Genomic DNA, 16,648 nt, shown 5'->3' with positions numbered 1-16,648 from the left:
TCCATCATCACCTGAGGAAGTGCCCGTGCTGCCGACGATGCAGACGCCGACCGTGAGCGAGCGCGACCGGTCGCGCGGCAACCTGGTCGCGGTGCTCCTGCTGCTCGCCCTGGGTCTGGTCGTGCTCGGCGGCTACGTCGCGCTGCACTTCGTGCTCGACGACCGGCTTCCGGTGAACGCCCGGATCGCCGGCGTCGACGTGGGCTTCCAGACGACCGCTGAGGCACGCCGGACCCTGACCAGCGAGCTGGAGGGCGGGCTCGACGACCCCGTACGCCTCACCCTCGATGCGCAGACCTACGAGTTCACGCCCGAGGAGGTCGGGTTCGAGCTCGACGTCGAGGCCTCGGTCGACCAGACCGGCGCCGGCTCGGTCTGGAACCCGCTCACGATGATCCGGCTGCTTCTCGGCTCGGCGACCTACCCGGCCGCGGTCGAGGTCGACGATGCCGCGCTGGACGCGCAGATCGCCGAGATCGCCGACGCGGTCGACCGGGACGTGGTCGAGGGCCGGATCGCCTACCGCGGGACGCGTCCGGTCGTGACCCAGCCCAAGTCGGGTCGCGAGGTGGACCAGGAGCGGACACGCGAGGTCGTGCTGGAGGCCTACCCGAGCACCCAGAGCTCGCTGACGCTGCCGGCCGAGGTGACCGACCCGGTGATCGAGTCCGACGCGATCTCGGAGTTCGTCGCCACCACGGCCGAGCCGGCGGTCGCACAACCGGTGACGATCCGCGCCGGCGGGAAGACCGCGACCCTCAAGCCGCGGCAGTTCGCCCCCGCGGTCTCGTACGAGGTGGTCGGCGACGCGCTCGAGCCGCAGGTGAACGCCGACCGGCTCGCCCGGCCGCTCGCCCGCGCGACCCGCAAGATCGGGCGCGCCGGCGTCGACGCGACCGTCGAGATCCGCTCCGGCCGTCCGAAGGTGGTCGCAGGCAGGGCCGGGATCGGCGTCGGTGCACCCGCGGTGGCCGATGCCCTGGTCGGGGTCCTCGACGAGCGCGGCGCGGCCCGGCGGATCTCGGTCCAGCCGACCAAGCAGCCGCCGGACGTCACGGTGAAGGACGCGCGGGGCTGGGGGATCGACGAGAAGATCAGCAGCTTCACCACGAACTTCCCGTACGCCGAGTACCGCAACGTCAACCAGGGCCGCGCCGCTTCGCTGGTGAACGGCACCATCCTCCAGCCCGGCGACACGTTCAGCTTCAACGACACCGTCGGCGAGCGGACCGTCGCGAACGGCTTCACCACCGGGACCATGATCAGCAACGGTGTCTTCCGGGAGGACCTCGGCGGTGGCGTGTCGCAGGTCGCGACGACGCTCTACAACGCCGGGTTCTTCGCGGGGCTGGAGGACGTCGAGCACAAGCCCCACAGCTTCTACATCAGCCGCTACCCGACCGGGCGCGAGGCGACCGTCGCGTGGCCGACGGTCGACCTGCGGTTCAAGAACACGCTCGACCACGCCGTGCTGATCCAGGCCTGGGTGACGCCGTCGACGCCGAGCCGGCAGGGTGCGATGAACGTCGTGATGTGGGGGACGAAGCAGTACGACGTGAGCGCCGGGCTGTCCGCGCGCCGCAACCTGCGCAGCCCCGGGATCCGCTACGACCCGTCCGACCGGTGCGTGCCCCAGTCGGGGGTGACCGGCTTCGACGTCGACGTCTACCGGACGCTGCGTCGCGGCGGCGAGGTGGTCGCGGAGGAGACCATCACCGCGCACTACAACGCCGCGGACACGGTCCGCTGCGAGAAGGCGCCGGGGGGCGGCGACTAGCGGTTCGGTGGCGCGAGATAGCGGTAGGTGTGGTGGGTGACGAACCCGTACCGCGCATACAGGCTCAGCGCCGGTGCGTTGTGCAGCATGGTCTGGAGGTAGACCTTGTCGGCGCCGCGCTCGACGGCCCAGCGGGTGCACTCCTCCAGCAGCAGCGACGCCAGGCCGCTGCGTCGAGCCTCGGGACGGACCGACACGCACGACAGACCGGCCCACTCTCCGGTGACCACCATCCGGGTGATCGCGTCGAGGGCGCCGTCACGGCTGCCGGCGGTGCCCACCCGCGCGAGTGCGAGGGTGCGCGGCGAGGCGACCACGTGCTCGACCGCCTCGCGCGGGTACGCGTCGAGGTCGCGCTCGAGCAGCGCGAGCCATGCGTCGTCGAGGCCTCCGTCGAGCTCGGGTGCGGCGCCGGTCGTACGGTCCGGCCCGCCGGCGCCCGGCGCGGAGGCCGCGGCGAGCACCGTCGCCGCGTCGGCGACCTGGACCACCGCGTGGTCGTGCGTCCCCCCGATGCCGGTCCAGCCGGCCTCGGCGAACGCGCGGGCTGCGGGGGTGTCGTCGATCACCTGGGCGCGGGGCGGGAGTCCGTGGCTGCGGTAGAAGTCCTCGACGGCGGCGAGCGCCGCGGTGAACCCCACGCCCGGGTCGCCGTGCACGGCGACGGAGTTCGCGCGCCCGGTGAAGCCGCCGGCGGCGCGCAACGTCCAGTCGCCGAGCGGCTCGGCGACCAGCGGCGGCCACCCGTGCGTACAGATCCGAGCGAGCTGCTCAGGACTGTGGTCCCGAGCCGGTCGGGTCCGACGACGGGCAGGGCCGTCGGGAACCTCCTTGAGCGCGACGAGGTCGGCGGTGACCAGCCGGGCCTCGGTCCCGTCGCGGCGCTCGATCACCACCGTGGTGGCATCGAGCGCGACGATCCGTCCGACGACGTCGGTGTGGGCGGGACCCCCGCTCGGGCCCCTCTCGCCCGGGACCCGCGACCGTGCCGTGACCCGCCGACCGAAAAGCCGTTCCAGTCGTGCGTGCCGCTGATCGTCCACCGTCGCCTCGTCCGTCTCTCATGTGCCGGACCCGTTCACGCCGAGCCGGACCTCGGGGTGATACTAGTTCCGGAAGGTTTCGATCGAAGGAGTAGTCCTCGTGACGTATGTCATCGCTCAGCCGTGCGTAGACCTCAAGGACCGGGCGTGTGTCGACGAGTGCCCCGTCGACTGCATCTACGAAGGCAAGCGGATGCTCTACATCCACCCCGACGAGTGCGTCGACTGCGGGGCGTGCGAGCCGGTCTGCCCGGTCGAGGCGATCTTCTACGAGGACGACACCCCGGAGGAGTGGAAGGACTACTACACCGCGAACGTCGACTTCTTCGACGATCTCGGCTCGCCGGGCGGCGCCGCGAAGCTCGGTCCGGTCGACAAGGACCACCCGATGATCGCGGAGCTCCCGCCGCAGAACCAGGACTGATGTCGCAGCAGCCCGTCGAGACCGCGTCGCCCACCGGGCGCGCGGTCTCGCGCTTGCAGGCCCGGGCGGTCGCCTCGCGTCTCCCCGACTTCCCGTGGGACTCGCTCGCGGACGTCAAGGCCCGGGCGCAGCAGCACCCCGACGGGATCGTCGACCTGTCGATCGGGACACCGGTCGACGACACCCCGCAGGTCGCGCGCGACGCCCTCGCGGCCGCCTCGAACGCCCCGGGCTACCCGCAGACCGTCGGCACCCGGGACCTCCGTACGGCCGCTGCTGCCTGGCTCGCCCGCCGGCACGGCGTGGTCGGCCTCGACGCCGACCACGTGCTCCCCGCGATCGGCTCGAAGGAGCTGATCGCGTCGATGGCGCTGCACCTCGGGCTCGGGCCCGGTGACACGGTCGTGATCCCGCAGGTCGCCTATCCGACGTACGAGGTGGGGGCCGTCCTGGCCGGCTGCGACGTGGTCGTGTCGGACTCCACGGTCGCGCTCGGTCCGAGCGCGCCCGCGATCATGTGGCTGAACTCCCCCTCGAACCCGACCGGCCGCGTGCTCGGTGTCGACCACCTGCGCAAGACCGTCGCCTGGGCGCGCGACCGCGGGGTCCTGCTGATCAGCGACGAGTGCTACCTCGAGTGCGCCTGGGACGGTACGGAGCCGGTCTCCGTGCTGCACGAGTCCGTGAACGACGGGTCGTTCGACGGGATCCTCGCGGTGCACTCCCTCTCGAAGCGTTCGAACCTCGCCGGCTACCGAGCCGCGTTCGTCGCCGGCGACCCGACGGTGCTCCGGATGCTGCTCGCGGTGCGCAAGAACCTCGGCCTGATCGTGCCCGCCCCGGTCCAGGCGGCGACCCGGGCCGCGCTCGACGACGACGCCCACGCCGACGCCCAGCACGCGGCGTACGGGCGTCGCCGGGCCCTGCTGCGGACGGCCCTCGAGCGGGCCGGCTTCCGGATCGACCACTCCGAGGGCGCGCTGTACCTCTGGGCGACCCGCGACGAGCCGTGCCGCGACACCGTCGCGGCGCTCGCGGAGGTCGGGATCCTGGTGGCGCCGGGCGAGTTCTACGGCGTCGCCGGCGCGCGGCACGTGCGGGTCGCGTTCACGGCCACCGACGAGCGCATCGACGCCGCTGTCGAGCGCCTCGCCGCCATCTCCGGCTGAGCTGGTGCCCGGGCGGTCGGCCCGATTCCGCGGCGCGCCCGCTGGAGGGGAGACGGCAGGCCCTCGGGAGCGCTAACCTGCGGCGGGAGACAACCGGACTGATCTGTGAGCCCAGGAGGCACGACAGCGATGAGCGATCCCCAGCAGCCGCCCCCGAACCAGCCGGGGGGCAACCCGCCGCCGCCCCCGCCGGGTGGGCAGCCGCCGCCTCCTCCGGGTGGACAGCCTCCGCCGCCCCCGCCGCCTCCGCCGGGTGGGCAGCCGCCACCGCCTCCGGGTGGACAGCCGCCGGGTGGTGGCTACCCGCCTCCGCCGCCCCCGCCGCCCGGCGGCGGTGGTGGATACGGTCCTCCGCCGGGTGGCGGCTACCCGCCGCCGCCTCCGCCGCCCCCGCCGGGTGGTGGTTACGGCCAGCCGCCGAGCGGGCCGGGACTGAGCGTCGGCACCGCGATCTCGTACGGCTGGGACAAGTTCAAGGGCAACTGGGGCACCTGGGTGGGCGTCACCCTGGTGTTCTGGCTGATCCTGGTTGCCCTCCAGGGGATCAGCGTCGCCGCGAACTGGGACAACGCCGAGGTGGGCGACACCTCGTTCAGCTACTCGACCGGCATCACGTTCGTCGGCGTCGTCGTCCTGATCGTCAGCGTGATCGTCTCCTACCTCATGCAGGCCGCGCAGACCCGTGGCGCGCTCCAGGAGACGACCGGATCGAAGCCGTCCTTCGGCGACTTCTTCAACTGGGGCGACCGTGCCGGCACGGTCATCCTGACGCTGCTGATGCTCGGGGTGCTGAGCGCCATCGGCTACGCCCTGTGCTACCTGCCGGGCATCATCTTCACGTTCTTCGCGTGGTACACGCTGTGGTTCGTGATCGACCGCGGGATGGGCCCGTGGGACGCGCTCCAGGCCAGCTTCCGCCTGGTCGGGAGCAACTTCGGCGTCGTCCTGCTGCTCGCGCTCGCGCTGATCGGCATCAACATCGTCGGTGTCTGCCTCTGCGGCATCGGCCTGCTCGTGACCATCCCGCTGACCGTCATCGCGACGGGCTACAGCTTCAAGGCGCTGACGGGTCAGCCGGTGGCCTGATCCGCCGACCGCCCCGTACGGACGCGGGCCCGCACCTCGAGGGGTGCGGGCCCGTCGTCGTTCCCGACCCCCGGCCGGCCCGCCGTACGGACGTGCCTGCGTTGTGTACCGGTCGGCGGCTCGTGCGCAGGCACGTCCGTACGGGCCGGTTCGGGCACCGGCGCCCCTGCAGCGGCCGGCTCAGACGACGTCGACGTGGACGTGGTCGCGGTGCGCGAGGACGTCCGGGTCGCCGTCACGGTCGGGGACCGCGTACTCGCGCCACCCCTGTGCCGAGCGCCGGGCGGTCCAGATGCGGCCGTCGTAGATCACGGTGGCGACCCCGAGCCGCGAGGCGTTGGCGACGAGGTAGTGCGCGAGGGTCCAGCCGGCGACCTGCGAGGTCTCGGTGACCGGGCGGAAGAAGTAGTCGATCGCCTTGCCGTCGTAGTGCTTCGAGCCCGCCGAGTGGCCCGTCGAGATGCCGCCCGGTGCGTACCCGCCCTGCGGCACGCGTCCGAACGCGCTGCGGACGTCCTTGCGTACGCCCGCCGCCGTCGCCGTCAGCCCGCTCGGCCGCAGCTCGTCCGAACCCGCCTCCGGCACCCGGATCCGGCACGTCAGCGCGTTCGCCGAGTTGCCGGTCGCGGCCGAGGCCACCGCTCGGCCGTACGCCTCGTGGTCGGCGTACGCCCCGGGGTACGCCGAGCGCTGGACCGCCTGCGCGGCCTCGGTGACGTTCATCGCGCGGTAGCCGTCGACCTGCTCGAGCGCCGCGTAGAAGCGGTTGATCGCGTACCGGGGTCGCATGATCTGCTCGGGGCTGCCCCAGCCCTGCGACGGCCGCTGCTGGAACAGCCCGAGCGAGTCACGGTCGCCGTAGTCGATGTTGCGGAGCTTCGACTCCTGGTACGCGGTGGCGACCGCGATCGTGACCGCGCGGGCCGGCAGGCCGCGCCGCGCCGCGATCGCGGCCATCAGCGTCGCGTGCTCGGCCTGCTCCAGGTCGAGCTGGGCGTAGGTGTCGCCGACGTCGACCGTGCAGCGCTCGGACAGCACGATCGGTGAGTGCTCGCTGCGCAGCAGGAACACGGCCGCCCCCGCGACCACCGCGAGCGCGACCAGGGCGGCGAGCCAGCCCCACCCGTGCCGGCGGCGGTCGCCGGGGCGTGTCGTGGTCAATTCGCGTGCAGGGCAGCGTTGAGCTCGACGGTCGCGCCGCTGCGCGGTCGCGCCTCGAGCGTGCCGGTCTCGGAGTTGGTCCAGAACGTCAGGTGGTCGCGCCCGGAGAGCTCGGCGGCCTTGACCACCGTGCCGTCGGGCAGCGTCACCTTCGAGCCGGCGGTCACGTAGCAGCCGGCAGCGACCACGCAGTCGTCGCCCAGCGAGATCCCGATCCCGGCGTTCGCGCCGACGAGGCAGTTCTCGCCGATGCTGATCGTCTCCTTGCCGCCGCCGGACAGCGTCCCCATGATCGAGGCGCCGCCGCCCACGTCGGAGCCGTCGCCGACGACGACCCCGGCGCTGATCCTGCCCTCGATCATCGCATGCCCGAGCGTGCCGGCGTTGAAGTTCACGAAGCCCTCGTGCATGACCGTCGTGCCCTCCGCGAGGTGCGCGCCGAGGCGGACCCGGTCGGCGTCACCGATCCGTACGCCCGAGGGGATCACGTAGTCGGTCATCCGCGGGAACTTGTCGATGCTCGTCACCGACACCGCCAGCCCGGCCGCGCGGGCACGCAGCCGGGTCTGCTCGAACCCGTCGACCGAGCACGGACCGATCGAGGTCCACACGACGTTCGTCAGCAGGCCGAAGAGACCGTCGAGGCTCTGACCGTGCGGGCGCACCAGCCGGTGCGAGAGCAGGTGCAGCCGCAGGTAGGCGTCGTACGCGTCGGTCGGCGCCGCGCTCAGGTCGGTGATCTCGGTGCGCACCGCCGCGCGACGGACGTTGCGGACGGGGTCGTCGCCCTCCAGCGCGGTCAGGCCGGTCGGCTCGGGGCTCTGGTCGTACGCGCCGAGCACCGGGGAGGGGTACCAGACGTCGAGGACGGTCCCGTCCTCGGTGAGCGTGGCCAGGCCGTACGCCCATGCGGTCTGCTGCGAGGTGGTCATGGCTCAACGCTATCGTGGCGGCCATGACGCCCCAGCAGCACGAGGACAGGGTGGACGAGCAGCCGGCGCCCGAGGATACAGCGGCCGTCGCCCGTTTCCAGTCCCTCTGCATCGACGTCACGGACGCCCGCGCGATGGCGCCGTTCTGGGCGGCTGCCCTCGGTTTGACCGCCCAGGTGCGCGACGACGGCCAGGCTCTGCTGCGCGGCGCGACGCCCGAGCACACGGTCTGGATCAACGAGGTGCCGGAGCCGCGCACCGTCAAGCAGCGGGTGCACCTCGACGTGCACGCCGTCTCGGTGGCGGAGTACGAGCGGCTGGGCGCTCGGGTCCTGCCCGCGCGGGAGCCGCAGGGCTGGACGGTGATGGCCGACCCCGAGGGCGGCGAGCTGTGCGTCTTCGAGCGCGACGACGCCTGGTGGGACGGTGAGCGTACGACCGGTGGCGAGGCGGAGCGGGACGGCTACCGGCTGTACGAGGTGGTCGTCGACGCCGCGGACGCGCGACGGATCGCCGACTGGTGGGCCGGTGTTCTGGGGGTCGAGGCCGTCCACGAGGAGGGTGCGAGCGCGATCGAGCCGATGCCCGGCGCGCCGTTCGCGTGCTGGGTCTTCGGCGACGTCCCGGAGCCGAAGACGGTCAAGAACCGCATCCACCCGGACCTCACCGTGGACTCTCAGAGCGGCGTCGACGAGCTGGTGCGCCGCGGCGCCACCGTCCTGCGCCGCCCCGACGACGAGATCGACTGGACCGTGATGGCCGACCCCGAGGGCAACGAGTTCGTGGTGTTCGTCGACGAGAGCGCACCGCCGCCCGCAGCGGAGGCCGCGTCGTGAGCGGCGACCTGCCGGTGGACTCCGACGTCGTGGCGCTGACGGCGGCGCTCGTCGACATCGAGTCCGTGAGTCGGGCCGAGCAGCGGATCGCCGACGCGGTCGAGCGTGTCCTCCGGGCCGCGCCGCACCTGTCGGTCGTGCGCGACGGGCACACGCTGGTCGCCCGCACCGATCTGGGCCGCCCGGAGCGGGTCGTGGTCGCGGGGCACCTCGACACGGTCCCGATCAACGACAACCTCCCGTCCCGCATCGTCGGCGACGACCTGTGGGGATGCGGTTCCTGCGACATGAAGGGCGGTGTCGCGGTCGCGCTGCGGGCAGCGGCCGGCATCGCCGACCCGGTCCGCGACGTCACCTACGTCTTCTACGAGGCCGAGGAGGTCGAGGCCTCCGCGAACGGGCTCGGCCGTCTCGCCCGGGAGCGGCCCGAGCTGCTCGACGGCGACTTCGCGATCCTGATGGAGCCGTCGGTCGCCGGGGTCGAGGCCGGGTGCCAGGGGACGATCCGGATCGACCTCACCACCCGCGGCGAGCGCGCGCACTCGGCCCGGTCGTGGATGGGCGTCAACGCGATCCACGGGCTCGAGCCCGCGCTGCGGACACTGGCGTCGTACGAGCCGCGGCGTCCGGTGATCGACGGCCTGGAGTACCACGAGGGCCTGAACGCCGTCGCGGTCTCCGGTGGCGTGGCCGGCAACGTCGTCCCCGACGCCGCGACCCTGACGGTGAACTTCCGCTTCGCCCCGGACCGTACGGAGGACGAGGCGCTGGCCCACCTGCGCGAGGTCTTCGACGGCTACGAGATCGCGGTGACCGACTCGGCGCCGGGAGCGATGCCCGGGCTGGACCGCCCGGCCGCGGCGGACTTCGTCGCGGCGATCGGCGCCGAGCCGCGCCCGAAGTTCGGATGGACCGACGTCGCGCAGTTCACCCGTCTCGGCATCCCCGCGGTGAACTACGGTCCCGGAGATCCGCTGCTCGCCCACAAGCAGGACGAGCACGTGCCGCTCGCGCACCTGCGGGACGTGGAGCGTGCGCTGCACGGGTGGCTCCGGGGCGCACCGACGGCCTGACCCGTCGGGCTCCGTGTGCTCCGGAGCCCGGGACCGCTGACCTAGGCTGGCGGCATGGACGATCCGCGCTGGTACTCCGACCGCGACTGGTACGCCGACGATCCCGACGTGGGCCTCGACGGCACGCCCGGGCCGGAGCAGATCACCGGTCCCGTGCTGCGACGCCGCGAGGGGATCATCGGCACCACGACCGACCAGCGGCTGCTGGACTCCAGCGGCCGGGCCGACTGGGTGCACACCGATCCCTGGCGGGTCATGCGGATCACCGCCGAGTTCGTCGAGGGGTTCGGTGCGCTGGCGGAGCTGGGTCCCGCCGTCAGCGTCTTCGGGTCGGCCCGGACCCGGCCGGAGGCTCCGGAGTACGACCAGGCGCGCGAGATCGGACGACGGCTCGCCGAGGCGGGTCTCGCCGTGATCACCGGGGGCGGACCTGGCGTGATGGAGGCGGCGAACCGCGGTGCGTGCGAGGCGGGCGGGATGTCGGTCGGGCTCGGGATCGAGCTGCCGTTCGAGGAGCGGATGAACCGCTGGGTCGACCTCGGCGTGCACTTCCGCTACTTCTTCGCACGCAAGACGATGTTCGTGAAGTACGCCCAGGGGTTCGTCGTCCTTCCCGGTGGGTTCGGGACGCTCGACGAGCTGTTCGAGGCTCTGACGCTGGCCCAGACGCGGAAGGTGACGTCGTTCCCGGTCGTGCTGGTCGGGACCACCTACTGGCAGGGGCTGATCGACTGGTTGTCCTCCTCGGCGCTGGAGGCCGGCATGATCGCCCCCGAGGACGTCGAGCGCCTCCAGGTGACCGACGATCTCGACGAGGTGGTGTCCGCGTTCCGCACGTCGGCGGCCTCGTGACCGCAACGTTTGGCACAATCAGGGTGACCACTGTGCCGTCGGCGCAGCATCGGGCCAGGAGTGACAGGGCGGAGCACACGAGTGCGGATCTCGGCGGAGCAGCGTCGTGAGCAGCTGATCGAGGCAGCGTTGTCGGTTGCCAAGCGTGAGGGCGTCGGGGCGGTCAGCACCCGCACGGTCGCTGCGGAGGCGGGGGCGACTCCGGGGATCGTCCACTACGTCTTCTCGTCGATGGACGAGCTGCTGCGGGCGATGATCCAGCGGCTCGCCACCTCGTACGTCACGACGCTGGAGGAGGTCGAGCAGTCCGAGCCGCCCGACGTGGTCTCGATGCTCGAGCGCGCGCTGGAGCAGACCTGGGCCACCGTCGAGGCCGACCCCGAGGCGCACCTGCTCACCTTCGAGGTCACCCAGCACGCCCTCCGCAACCCCGCGTTCGCCGACTTCGCGGCGTGGCAGTACGAGACGTACCGCCAGACCGCCCGCGCCGTCTTCGAGCGGGTCGCCACGGTCTGCGAGATCGAGTGGACGGTGTCCCTGGACCTGCTGTCGCGCATGCTCGTGGCGACCAACGACGGCGTGGTGATGGCGTGGCTGGTCGACCGTGACTCGCAGAAGGCGCGCGAGGTCTACGGCGCGTTCATCGATCAGGTGGTCGCCTTCGCACGTCCCGCACAGCGGTCCGTCGACGCCTGAGGCCCGCGATGTCGGCGGGCCGTGGCACGATCGGGCCATGTTCTGGATCCTCGTGGTGATCGGCGCCCTCGCTGCGGGCGCCGCCGTGACGGTGCTCGCGACCTCGTTCGGTGCCCTCGGCGGGCCGGCCGACTCGCGGCGCGACCTGATGGTTCCGACGGATCGTCCGCTGCGGGCCGACGACCTCGCCGCCGTGCGCTTCAGCTGGGCGTGGCGCGGCTACGCCCGCGACGAGGTGGACGGTCTGCTCGCGCGCCTGGAGGCCGACGCGCGGGAGCGGGAGGCCCCCACGGGGAGCGCCGAGCACGACGGTGACGCGGACAGCTCGCCTCCCGCGGGCCCGGGGGAGCGTGCGGCTCCGCCGGTCGACACGGGGGCCGCAGGCGATCCGAGCGCGCGATGAGCGGAGTCGTCGTCGGGGAGGACGGCCTCGCGCGCTGCGGATGGGCGGTCTCGTCGGAGACGATGCAGGTCTACCACGACGTCGAGTGGGGGCGCCGAGTCTCCGACGAGCGCGGACTGTTCGAGCGGTTGACGCTCGAGGCGTTCCAGTCGGGCCTCGCCTGGGCGACGGTCCTGCGCAAGCGGGACCGGTTCCGGGAGGTGTTCGCGGACTTCGAGCCCGCCACGGTGGCGAGCTTCGACGGCGCGAAGGTCGCGACGTTGCTGGAGGACGTCGGGATCATCCGCAACCGGACGAAGATCGAGGCCACGATCGCCAACGCAGGTGCGGTCCTGCGGCTCGACGGCGGCTTCGCTGACCTGGTGTGGTCCTTCGCGCCGGGCCCCCGACCGCGTCCACGCTCGACCGCGGACGTTCCCGCCGTCACGGCGGAGTCGAAGGCGATGGCGGCCGAGCTCAAGCGCCACGGATTCGTCTTCGTGGGCCCCACCACCGCGTACGCCCTGATGCAGGCGACCGGGATGGTCGACGACCACCTCGAGGACTGCCACGTGCGGACGAGCGAGTCGTGAGCGACGATCGACCTCATGTCGGTCTCACGATGGGCGTCCCGCCTGCTGGTCATGGTTGCTGCGCCGGCGCTGCTGGTGCCGGTGGAGGCCGCTCCTGCGGTTCCCGCGGAGGGCCCAGCACTGTCCCTGGGCACGACCGGTGCGCGGTCGGTCGTGCCCGCGGCCGCCCGTACGGCAGGCGCGGCGCGGCGCCCGGCGGTCCTCGAGCGGAGGGTGATCGGTCGCACCCGACGTGACCGCCCGATCGTCGCGTACCGTGTCGGCGACCCCGGAGCCCGCCGCACGGCCGTCGTGATGGCCGCGATGCACGGGGACGAGCGCAAGACCCGGGTGATCGTCAAGGCCTTGCGCGACGGACGACCGATCGACGGGGTCGACCTGTGGCTGATCCCGACCGCGAACCCGGACGGTGTCCGCGCCCGGACTCGCGGCAACGCCCGCGGGGTCGACCTGAACCGCAACTTCCCGTACGCGTGGGTGCGGACGCCGAGGGGCACCAGCACCTGGTCGGGACCGCGACCCAAGTCCGAACCCGAGACCCGGGCGCTCATCCGCTTCCTGCGGCGGACCGACCCCGACCAGGTGGTCTCGTTCCATCAGCCGCTCTACGGGATCGACACCTCGGGCACCGGCAACCGCAAGCTCGCGCGCCGACTCGCACGCTTCCTCAAGCTGCCCCGCAAGGAGTTCTCCTGCGGGTCGGGGTGCCACGGCACGATGTCCCAGTGGTTCAACCACCGGATCGACGGTGCGCTCGTCACGGTGGAGCTCGGACGGCACCCGTCCAAGCGCTACCTGCGCACGACCGGTCCCCGCGGCGTGCTCCGCGCCCTGCGCGCTACCCGCTGACGTCCCTCGGCCCGGCGGTCCGCGTCCGCAGCTGGCAGTCTGCGTAGCCAACTGGGAAGTTCCGCACCTGGCAACGGTGGTTTCGCCAGCCAGGTGCCGGAATTCCCAGCCAGGTCGAGGCATGCGCGAGCGGACGGCGCGCGACGCCAGCGCCTGCGGGAGCCGTACCGCCGGTGATTCTCCCCAGGGCTCGCGAGTGCCCAGGCGCGGTACGGCTGCCGCGCCGGGCGCGACGACGCACCACGGTGATGGTCGTGGACGAGATCGAGGCCATCGCAGGTGTGCAGGGCGGGTACGTCACGCGCGGACAGCTCGTTCGGATGGGGATCCGCGACCGGACGATCGCGTCGGCGGTGCGCCGCGGCCATCTGCGCAAGATCCGGTACGGCACCTATGCGCCTGCAGCGACCTACGACCGGCTGGACCCCCGGGACCGCCACGCGGTCGCGGTGCGTGCCGTGCTCGACAAGCTGGGCGACTCGGTTGCTGCCTGCGGGGTATCGGCTGCGGTGCTGCGGCGCGACCCGGACTTCGGACTCGACCTGAGCGAGGTCAACGTGACGCGCCTCGGCACGTTGTCGGGGCGCCGCGAGGCCGGCGTGCGCTACCGGAGGGGTGGGATCCTGCCCGAGGACCTGACCCGGATCGACGGCCGCCTCGTGACCGGCCCGACGCGGACCTGCATCGAGATCGGCGCGGACGTGGGGGTGGAGGCCGCGACGGTCCAGGTGTCGAACCTGCTGGCGTCAGAGCACATCGCGAAGGACGATCTCGCCGCGCTCGTCGACGCGCGATACCTCCGGTGGCCCGACCTCGCGACCTTCCGAACCGCCGTCGAGATCGCGGATGGGCGGTGCGAGTCGCCGGGCGAGGCGCGTTCGCTGTTCTTGTTCTTCAAGCACGGGGTGCCGCGACCCGATCTGCAGCGGACCTTGACGCTCGAGACCGGTGCCCTCGCCCGGGTGGACTTCGACTGGGTCGGCGTGCGTCACGTCGGGGAGTTCGACGGGCTGGTGAAGTACGGCCGCCGCAACCCGTACAGCACCGACGTCGGCCAGGTCCTGACCGACGAGAAGGAGCGCGAGGACCGGATCCGCGATCTGGACTACGGGGTCTCGCGCTGGATCTGGCGCGAGCTCCGGGAGCCCGCAGCGGTGCGTACCGCCGCTCGGATCAGGGCAGCGATCGAGCGGTCACGACGCACGTTCGTGCTCGCCGTGGCTGGCGGAGCCGCCCGGCGTTGAGCCCGACAGGCGGATCGATGCGGCTGCGCTCGCGGGCCGCTCGGCGCGGCTGCGCCCGCAGGTGCTCGGCGCGGCTGGGCTACGCAGACCCGCACCGGGCTGGGGAAACCTCCCGGGCCCAGTGGGGGCTTCCCCAGTTGGCTACGCAGACTCCCAGGTTGGCTGCGGAGAACCCCCAATTGGCTACGCAGACTCCCGCGCACCCGCAGGCCGTCAGGTCGGCCGCGCCGCCGCGGTCACCGTCCGACGAAGGTCGGCTTCTCCTTGGCGACGAACGCCTGCACCGCGGCCCTGTGGTCCGCAGACGCGCCGGTCAGAGCCATCAGCCGCGCCTCGTTCGCCACCGACTCGCTCAGCGTGTGGGTCGAGGAGAACGCGACGGCACGCTTGAGCGACGCGAACGACAGGGTCGGCCCGTCGGCGAGGCGCCGGGCGATGTCGCCGACGACCTGGCCGAACTCGTCGTCCGCGACGACGCGGGTCGCGATGCCCAGCTCGAGCGACTCGGCGGCGGAGACCGTACGCGGGAGCATGAGCAGGTCCATCGCCCTCGTCATGCCGACCAACCGCGGCAAGGTCCACGAAGCCCCGGTGTCGGCCGACAGTGCGATCCCGGAGAACGCGAGGTTGAACCCGGCCGACTCGGCGACGATGCGCAGGTCCGAGGCGAACGCGAGCGAGGCTGCGGCGCCGGCGGCGATCCCGTTGACGGCGGCGATCACCGGCTTCGGCATGGTCGTGATCGCCTCGACCATCGGGTTGTAGTGCTCCACGACGGTGTTGCCGAGCGACGGGGCGTCGCCCTCGTGCTCCGCGAGCAGGGCCTTGACGTCCTGTCCTGCGCCGAAGGCCCGGCCTGCACCCGTGAGCACGACGCACCGGACCGACTCGTCGGACGCCACGGCACGCAGGTGGTCGCGGAGCAGGACCTTGGTCGGGTCGTCGAAGCTGTTCAGGGCCTCAGGGCGGTTGAAGGTGATCGTGGCGACGCCCTCGGAGGTCTCGAGCATCACCGGCACATGGGATTCGGTCATGAGGGCAGTCTGCCGCATTCACCCTCGGCCCGGCCGTAGGCGATAATGGAGCCCGGAGTGCACGCGCCCCGCGGTGCGCACGGACGAGAGGGGAACGCATGGCGGCCATGAAGCCTCGGACCGGGGACGGCCCGATGGAGGTCACCAAGGAGGGACGTTGCATCGTGATGCGGGTCCCGCTCGAAGGTGGCGGTCGCCTCGTCGTGGAGCTCACCAACGACGAGGCCACTGAGCTCGGTGACGCCCTCAAGGCCGTCTGACATGACGTCTCAGCCCGGGCTGACCGTCCGCTGGTCGTTGCGCGACGCGCCCGACGACACGCTGGAGCGGCTCAGGTCGTACGTCCGCGACAGCTCGTGGGAGCGGTTCGCAGGGATGCCCGGGCTGGCGTACAAGACCTGGCGGGCCAAGCCCGGTGCTTGGTTCGAGGGCGTGTACGTGTTCGAGGACGACGCCGCACGTGCGGCGTTCCAGGAGTCGTTCTCGGCGACCGCGGCGGACGCGCCGGGGTCGACGATCATCGGGGCGGCTCCCGAGCTCATCGAGGAGTGCGAGGTCGTCGCCGTCGCCGAGGGGGCCGCAGGGTTCCACGCGACGCCGGCGTACGGCTGAGCAGCGCGACGTCCTGTCGGCGGGGGCCGACAGGACGTCGTCGTGCGCGGACGCGCGCGTACGGTCACGCGCCGTGATCCCCGATCGCGCCGACGGTGACTCGCGAGCGCGCCAGGGATGACTCGCCGTCAGGCGTCGGAGAGGCGGGCGACCAGCAGTCCGTCGCCGACCGGCAGCAGCGCCGGAACGAAACGCTCGTCCTCGAGCAGGGCTCGGCCGAGATCGCGGACCGCAACGGTGTCCTCGTCGCGACGGGCGGCGTCGGCGACCCGGTCGTGCCACAGGGCGTTGTCGAAGGCCAGGACGCCGCCTGGCCGCAGGAGGCGGACCGCCTCCTCGACGAACAGCGGGTAGTCGCGCTTGTCGCCGTCGACGAAGACCAGGTCGTAGCCGCCGTCCGCGAGCCGGGGAAGGACCTCGAGCGCGGACCCGGAGATCAGCCGGAACCGGTTCGAGGCGATGCCGGCCTCGGTGAACGACGCCCGTGCGAGTCGTTGGTGCTCGGCCTCGCGGTCGACCGAGGTCAGCACGCCGTCGGCGCGCATCCCGCGCAGCAGCCACAACCCCGAGACACCGGTGCCGGTCCCGACCTCGACGACGGCGCCGGCGCGGGCGACCGACGCGAGCAGCCGCAACGCAGCGCCTCCGCCGGGGCCGATCGGCGCCACCCCGACCTCCTCGGCGCGGGCGCGGGCCGCCTGCAGGTGCTCGTCCTCGACGACGAACTCCTCGGCGTACAGCCAGCTCTGCGTCGTGATCGCGGTGGCGATGGTGGGCTCCTCTCGCGGGCCGGTCTCCCGGCGGTCTGCGCTCAGCCTAGGGCATCGCACCGGCCATCCTGGCGATTGCGGCCGGTGGCGTACGGTCCGGGAAGTTCCCCGATCC

Annotated in this window: 19 protein-coding genes; 14 read left to right on the top strand and 5 right to left on the bottom strand. The window is 72.5% G+C overall.

All coding sequences use genetic code 11. The features are described 5' to 3' along the window. The first annotated feature begins 25 nt into the window (after window positions 1-25). Window positions 26-1,777 (top strand): VanW family protein, encoded by a 1,752-nt coding sequence (locus CLV56_RS04660; protein WP_157805067.1) that lies wholly within the window; start codon window positions 26-28, stop codon window positions 1,775-1,777. Here the strand turns inward: CLV56_RS04660 and CLV56_RS04655 are convergent. Then, on the bottom strand, window positions 1,774-2,820 hold the full coding sequence (locus CLV56_RS04655; protein ID WP_100414456.1) for a GNAT family N-acetyltransferase: 1,047 nt from the start codon (window positions 2,818-2,820) through the stop codon (window positions 1,774-1,776). The genes CLV56_RS04660 and CLV56_RS04655 overlap by 4 nt on opposite strands. A 100-nt stretch (window positions 2,821-2,920) precedes the next feature. On the opposite strand from CLV56_RS04655, the gene fdxA reads away from it, so the two are divergent. The 3 genes from fdxA (at window position 2,921) to CLV56_RS20505 (ending at window position 5,499) form a co-directional block, all read left to right on the top strand. Beyond that, window positions 2,921-3,244: a ferredoxin gene (gene fdxA, locus CLV56_RS04650; protein WP_039362969.1), complete on the top strand. Its 324-nt coding sequence runs from the start codon at window positions 2,921-2,923 to the stop codon at window positions 3,242-3,244. Beyond that, the gene (gene dapC, locus CLV56_RS04645) at window positions 3,244-4,413 is read left to right on the top strand and encodes a succinyldiaminopimelate transaminase (protein ID WP_100414455.1); all 1,170 of its coding nucleotides are present in this window, start codon (window positions 3,244-3,246) and stop codon (window positions 4,411-4,413) included. The genes fdxA and dapC overlap by 1 nt, the downstream gene beginning before the upstream one ends. Before the next feature lie 129 nt (window positions 4,414-4,542). Then, a complete protein-coding gene (locus CLV56_RS20505; protein ID WP_039362971.1) occupies window positions 4,543-5,499 on the top strand; it encodes a hypothetical protein in 957 nt (318 codons plus the stop codon). Between the two features lie 180 nt (window positions 5,500-5,679). Here CLV56_RS20505 and CLV56_RS04625 read toward each other — a convergent pair whose 3' ends face one another. Continuing rightward, window positions 5,680-6,660 carry a VldE C-terminal domain-containing protein gene (locus CLV56_RS04625; protein ID WP_245857601.1) on the bottom strand — a complete coding sequence of 327 codons (981 nt, stop codon included), beginning with the start codon at window positions 6,658-6,660 and terminating at the stop codon, window positions 5,680-5,682. After that, window positions 6,657-7,592, bottom strand: a complete 936-nt coding sequence (dapD, locus tag CLV56_RS04620) for a 2,3,4,5-tetrahydropyridine-2,6-dicarboxylate N-succinyltransferase (RefSeq protein WP_100414452.1) — start codon at window positions 7,590-7,592, stop codon at window positions 6,657-6,659. The genes CLV56_RS04625 and dapD overlap by 4 nt, the downstream gene beginning before the upstream one ends. A gap of 23 nt (window positions 7,593-7,615) precedes the next feature. Here dapD and CLV56_RS04615 point away from each other — a divergent pair, with 23 nt between their 5' ends. From CLV56_RS04615 to CLV56_RS04580, 8 genes are all read left to right on the top strand, one after another. Continuing rightward, the gene (locus CLV56_RS04615; RefSeq protein ID WP_157805066.1) at window positions 7,616-8,428 is read left to right on the top strand and encodes a VOC family protein; all 813 of its coding nucleotides are present in this window, start codon (window positions 7,616-7,618) and stop codon (window positions 8,426-8,428) included. After that, on the top strand, window positions 8,425-9,501 hold the full coding sequence (dapE, locus tag CLV56_RS04610) for a succinyl-diaminopimelate desuccinylase (RefSeq protein WP_245857599.1): 1,077 nt from the start codon (window positions 8,425-8,427) through the stop codon (window positions 9,499-9,501). The genes CLV56_RS04615 and dapE overlap by 4 nt, the downstream gene beginning before the upstream one ends. 54 nt (window positions 9,502-9,555) lie before the next feature. Continuing rightward, window positions 9,556-10,353, top strand: a complete 798-nt coding sequence (locus CLV56_RS04605; protein ID WP_100414451.1) for an LOG family protein — start codon at window positions 9,556-9,558, stop codon at window positions 10,351-10,353. Window positions 10,354-10,434: 81 nt separating this feature from the next. Then, entirely contained in the window at window positions 10,435-11,049 is a 615-nt protein-coding gene (locus CLV56_RS04600; protein ID WP_157805064.1) for a TetR/AcrR family transcriptional regulator, read from the top strand. 37 nt (window positions 11,050-11,086) lie between these two features. After that, on the top strand, window positions 11,087-11,452 hold the full coding sequence (locus CLV56_RS04595) for a DivIVA domain-containing protein (protein ID WP_039362976.1): 366 nt from the start codon (window positions 11,087-11,089) through the stop codon (window positions 11,450-11,452). Beyond that, on the top strand, window positions 11,449-12,024 hold the full coding sequence (locus tag CLV56_RS04590) for a DNA-3-methyladenine glycosylase I (RefSeq protein ID WP_039362979.1): 576 nt from the start codon (window positions 11,449-11,451) through the stop codon (window positions 12,022-12,024). The genes CLV56_RS04595 and CLV56_RS04590 overlap by 4 nt, the downstream gene beginning before the upstream one ends. Window positions 12,025-12,039: 15 nt before the next feature. Beyond that, window positions 12,040-12,873 carry a M14 family zinc carboxypeptidase gene (locus CLV56_RS04585; protein WP_100414449.1) on the top strand — a complete coding sequence of 278 codons (834 nt, stop codon included), beginning with the start codon at window positions 12,040-12,042 and terminating at the stop codon, window positions 12,871-12,873. 254 nt (window positions 12,874-13,127) lie between these two features. Then, window positions 13,128-14,117 (top strand): type IV toxin-antitoxin system AbiEi family antitoxin domain-containing protein, encoded by a 990-nt coding sequence (locus CLV56_RS04580; protein ID WP_157805063.1) that lies wholly within the window; start codon window positions 13,128-13,130, stop codon window positions 14,115-14,117. 236 nt (window positions 14,118-14,353) lie between these two features. Here the strand turns inward: CLV56_RS04580 and CLV56_RS04575 are convergent, their stop codons facing one another. After that, window positions 14,354-15,151: an enoyl-CoA hydratase-related protein gene (locus tag CLV56_RS04575; RefSeq protein WP_039362982.1), complete on the bottom strand. Its 798-nt coding sequence runs from the start codon at window positions 15,149-15,151 to the stop codon at window positions 14,354-14,356. 98 nt (window positions 15,152-15,249) lie between these two features. Here CLV56_RS04575 and CLV56_RS04570 point away from each other — a divergent pair, with 98 nt between their 5' ends. Both CLV56_RS04570 and CLV56_RS04565 read left to right on the top strand, forming a co-directional pair. Then, the gene (locus tag CLV56_RS04570) at window positions 15,250-15,411 is read left to right on the top strand and encodes a DUF3117 domain-containing protein (protein ID WP_100414448.1); all 162 of its coding nucleotides are present in this window, start codon (window positions 15,250-15,252) and stop codon (window positions 15,409-15,411) included. A gap of 1 nt (window position 15,412) precedes the next feature. Continuing rightward, window positions 15,413-15,763, top strand: a complete 351-nt coding sequence (locus CLV56_RS04565) for a hypothetical protein (RefSeq protein WP_039362984.1) — start codon at window positions 15,413-15,415, stop codon at window positions 15,761-15,763. A 128-nt stretch (window positions 15,764-15,891) separates the two neighbouring features. On the opposite strand, the gene CLV56_RS04560 is transcribed toward CLV56_RS04565, so the two are convergent. Beyond that, window positions 15,892-16,593, bottom strand: coding sequence for an O-methyltransferase (locus CLV56_RS04560; protein ID WP_425437698.1), 702 nt, complete (start codon window positions 16,591-16,593; stop codon window positions 15,892-15,894). Window positions 16,594-16,648 lie beyond the last annotated feature (55 nt).

This window comes from Mumia flava (assembly GCF_002797495.1).
Classification (GTDB): Bacteria; Actinomycetota; Actinomycetes; order Propionibacteriales; family Nocardioidaceae; genus Mumia; species Mumia flava.
This window is presented reverse-complemented; position numbering and strand designations above follow the sequence as displayed.

Excerpts from the sequence above, each read along its gene's own strand:
- dapC (WP_100414455.1), top strand. The coding sequence starts at position 3,244 with ATGTCGCAGCAGCCCGTCGAGACCGCGTCGCCCACCGGGCGCGCGGTC.
- CLV56_RS20505 (WP_039362971.1), top strand. The coding sequence starts at position 4,543 with ATGAGCGATCCCCAGCAGCCGCCCCCGAACCAGCCGGGGGGCAACCCG.
- dapD (WP_100414452.1), bottom strand. The coding sequence starts at position 7,592 with ATGACCACCTCGCAGCAGACCGCATGGGCGTACGGCCTGGCCACGCTC.
- CLV56_RS04615 (WP_157805066.1), top strand. The coding sequence starts at position 7,616 with ATGACGCCCCAGCAGCACGAGGACAGGGTGGACGAGCAGCCGGCGCCC.
- CLV56_RS04605 (WP_100414451.1), top strand. The coding sequence starts at position 9,556 with ATGGACGATCCGCGCTGGTACTCCGACCGCGACTGGTACGCCGACGAT.
- CLV56_RS04595 (WP_039362976.1), top strand. The coding sequence starts at position 11,087 with ATGTTCTGGATCCTCGTGGTGATCGGCGCCCTCGCTGCGGGCGCCGCC.
- CLV56_RS04590 (WP_039362979.1), top strand. The coding sequence starts at position 11,449 with ATGAGCGGAGTCGTCGTCGGGGAGGACGGCCTCGCGCGCTGCGGATGG.
- CLV56_RS04585 (WP_100414449.1), top strand. The coding sequence starts at position 12,040 with ATGTCGGTCTCACGATGGGCGTCCCGCCTGCTGGTCATGGTTGCTGCG.
- CLV56_RS04575 (WP_039362982.1), bottom strand. The coding sequence starts at position 15,151 with ATGACCGAATCCCATGTGCCGGTGATGCTCGAGACCTCCGAGGGCGTC.
- CLV56_RS04570 (WP_100414448.1), top strand. The coding sequence starts at position 15,250 with ATGGCGGCCATGAAGCCTCGGACCGGGGACGGCCCGATGGAGGTCACC.
- CLV56_RS04565 (WP_039362984.1), top strand. The coding sequence starts at position 15,413 with ATGACGTCTCAGCCCGGGCTGACCGTCCGCTGGTCGTTGCGCGACGCG.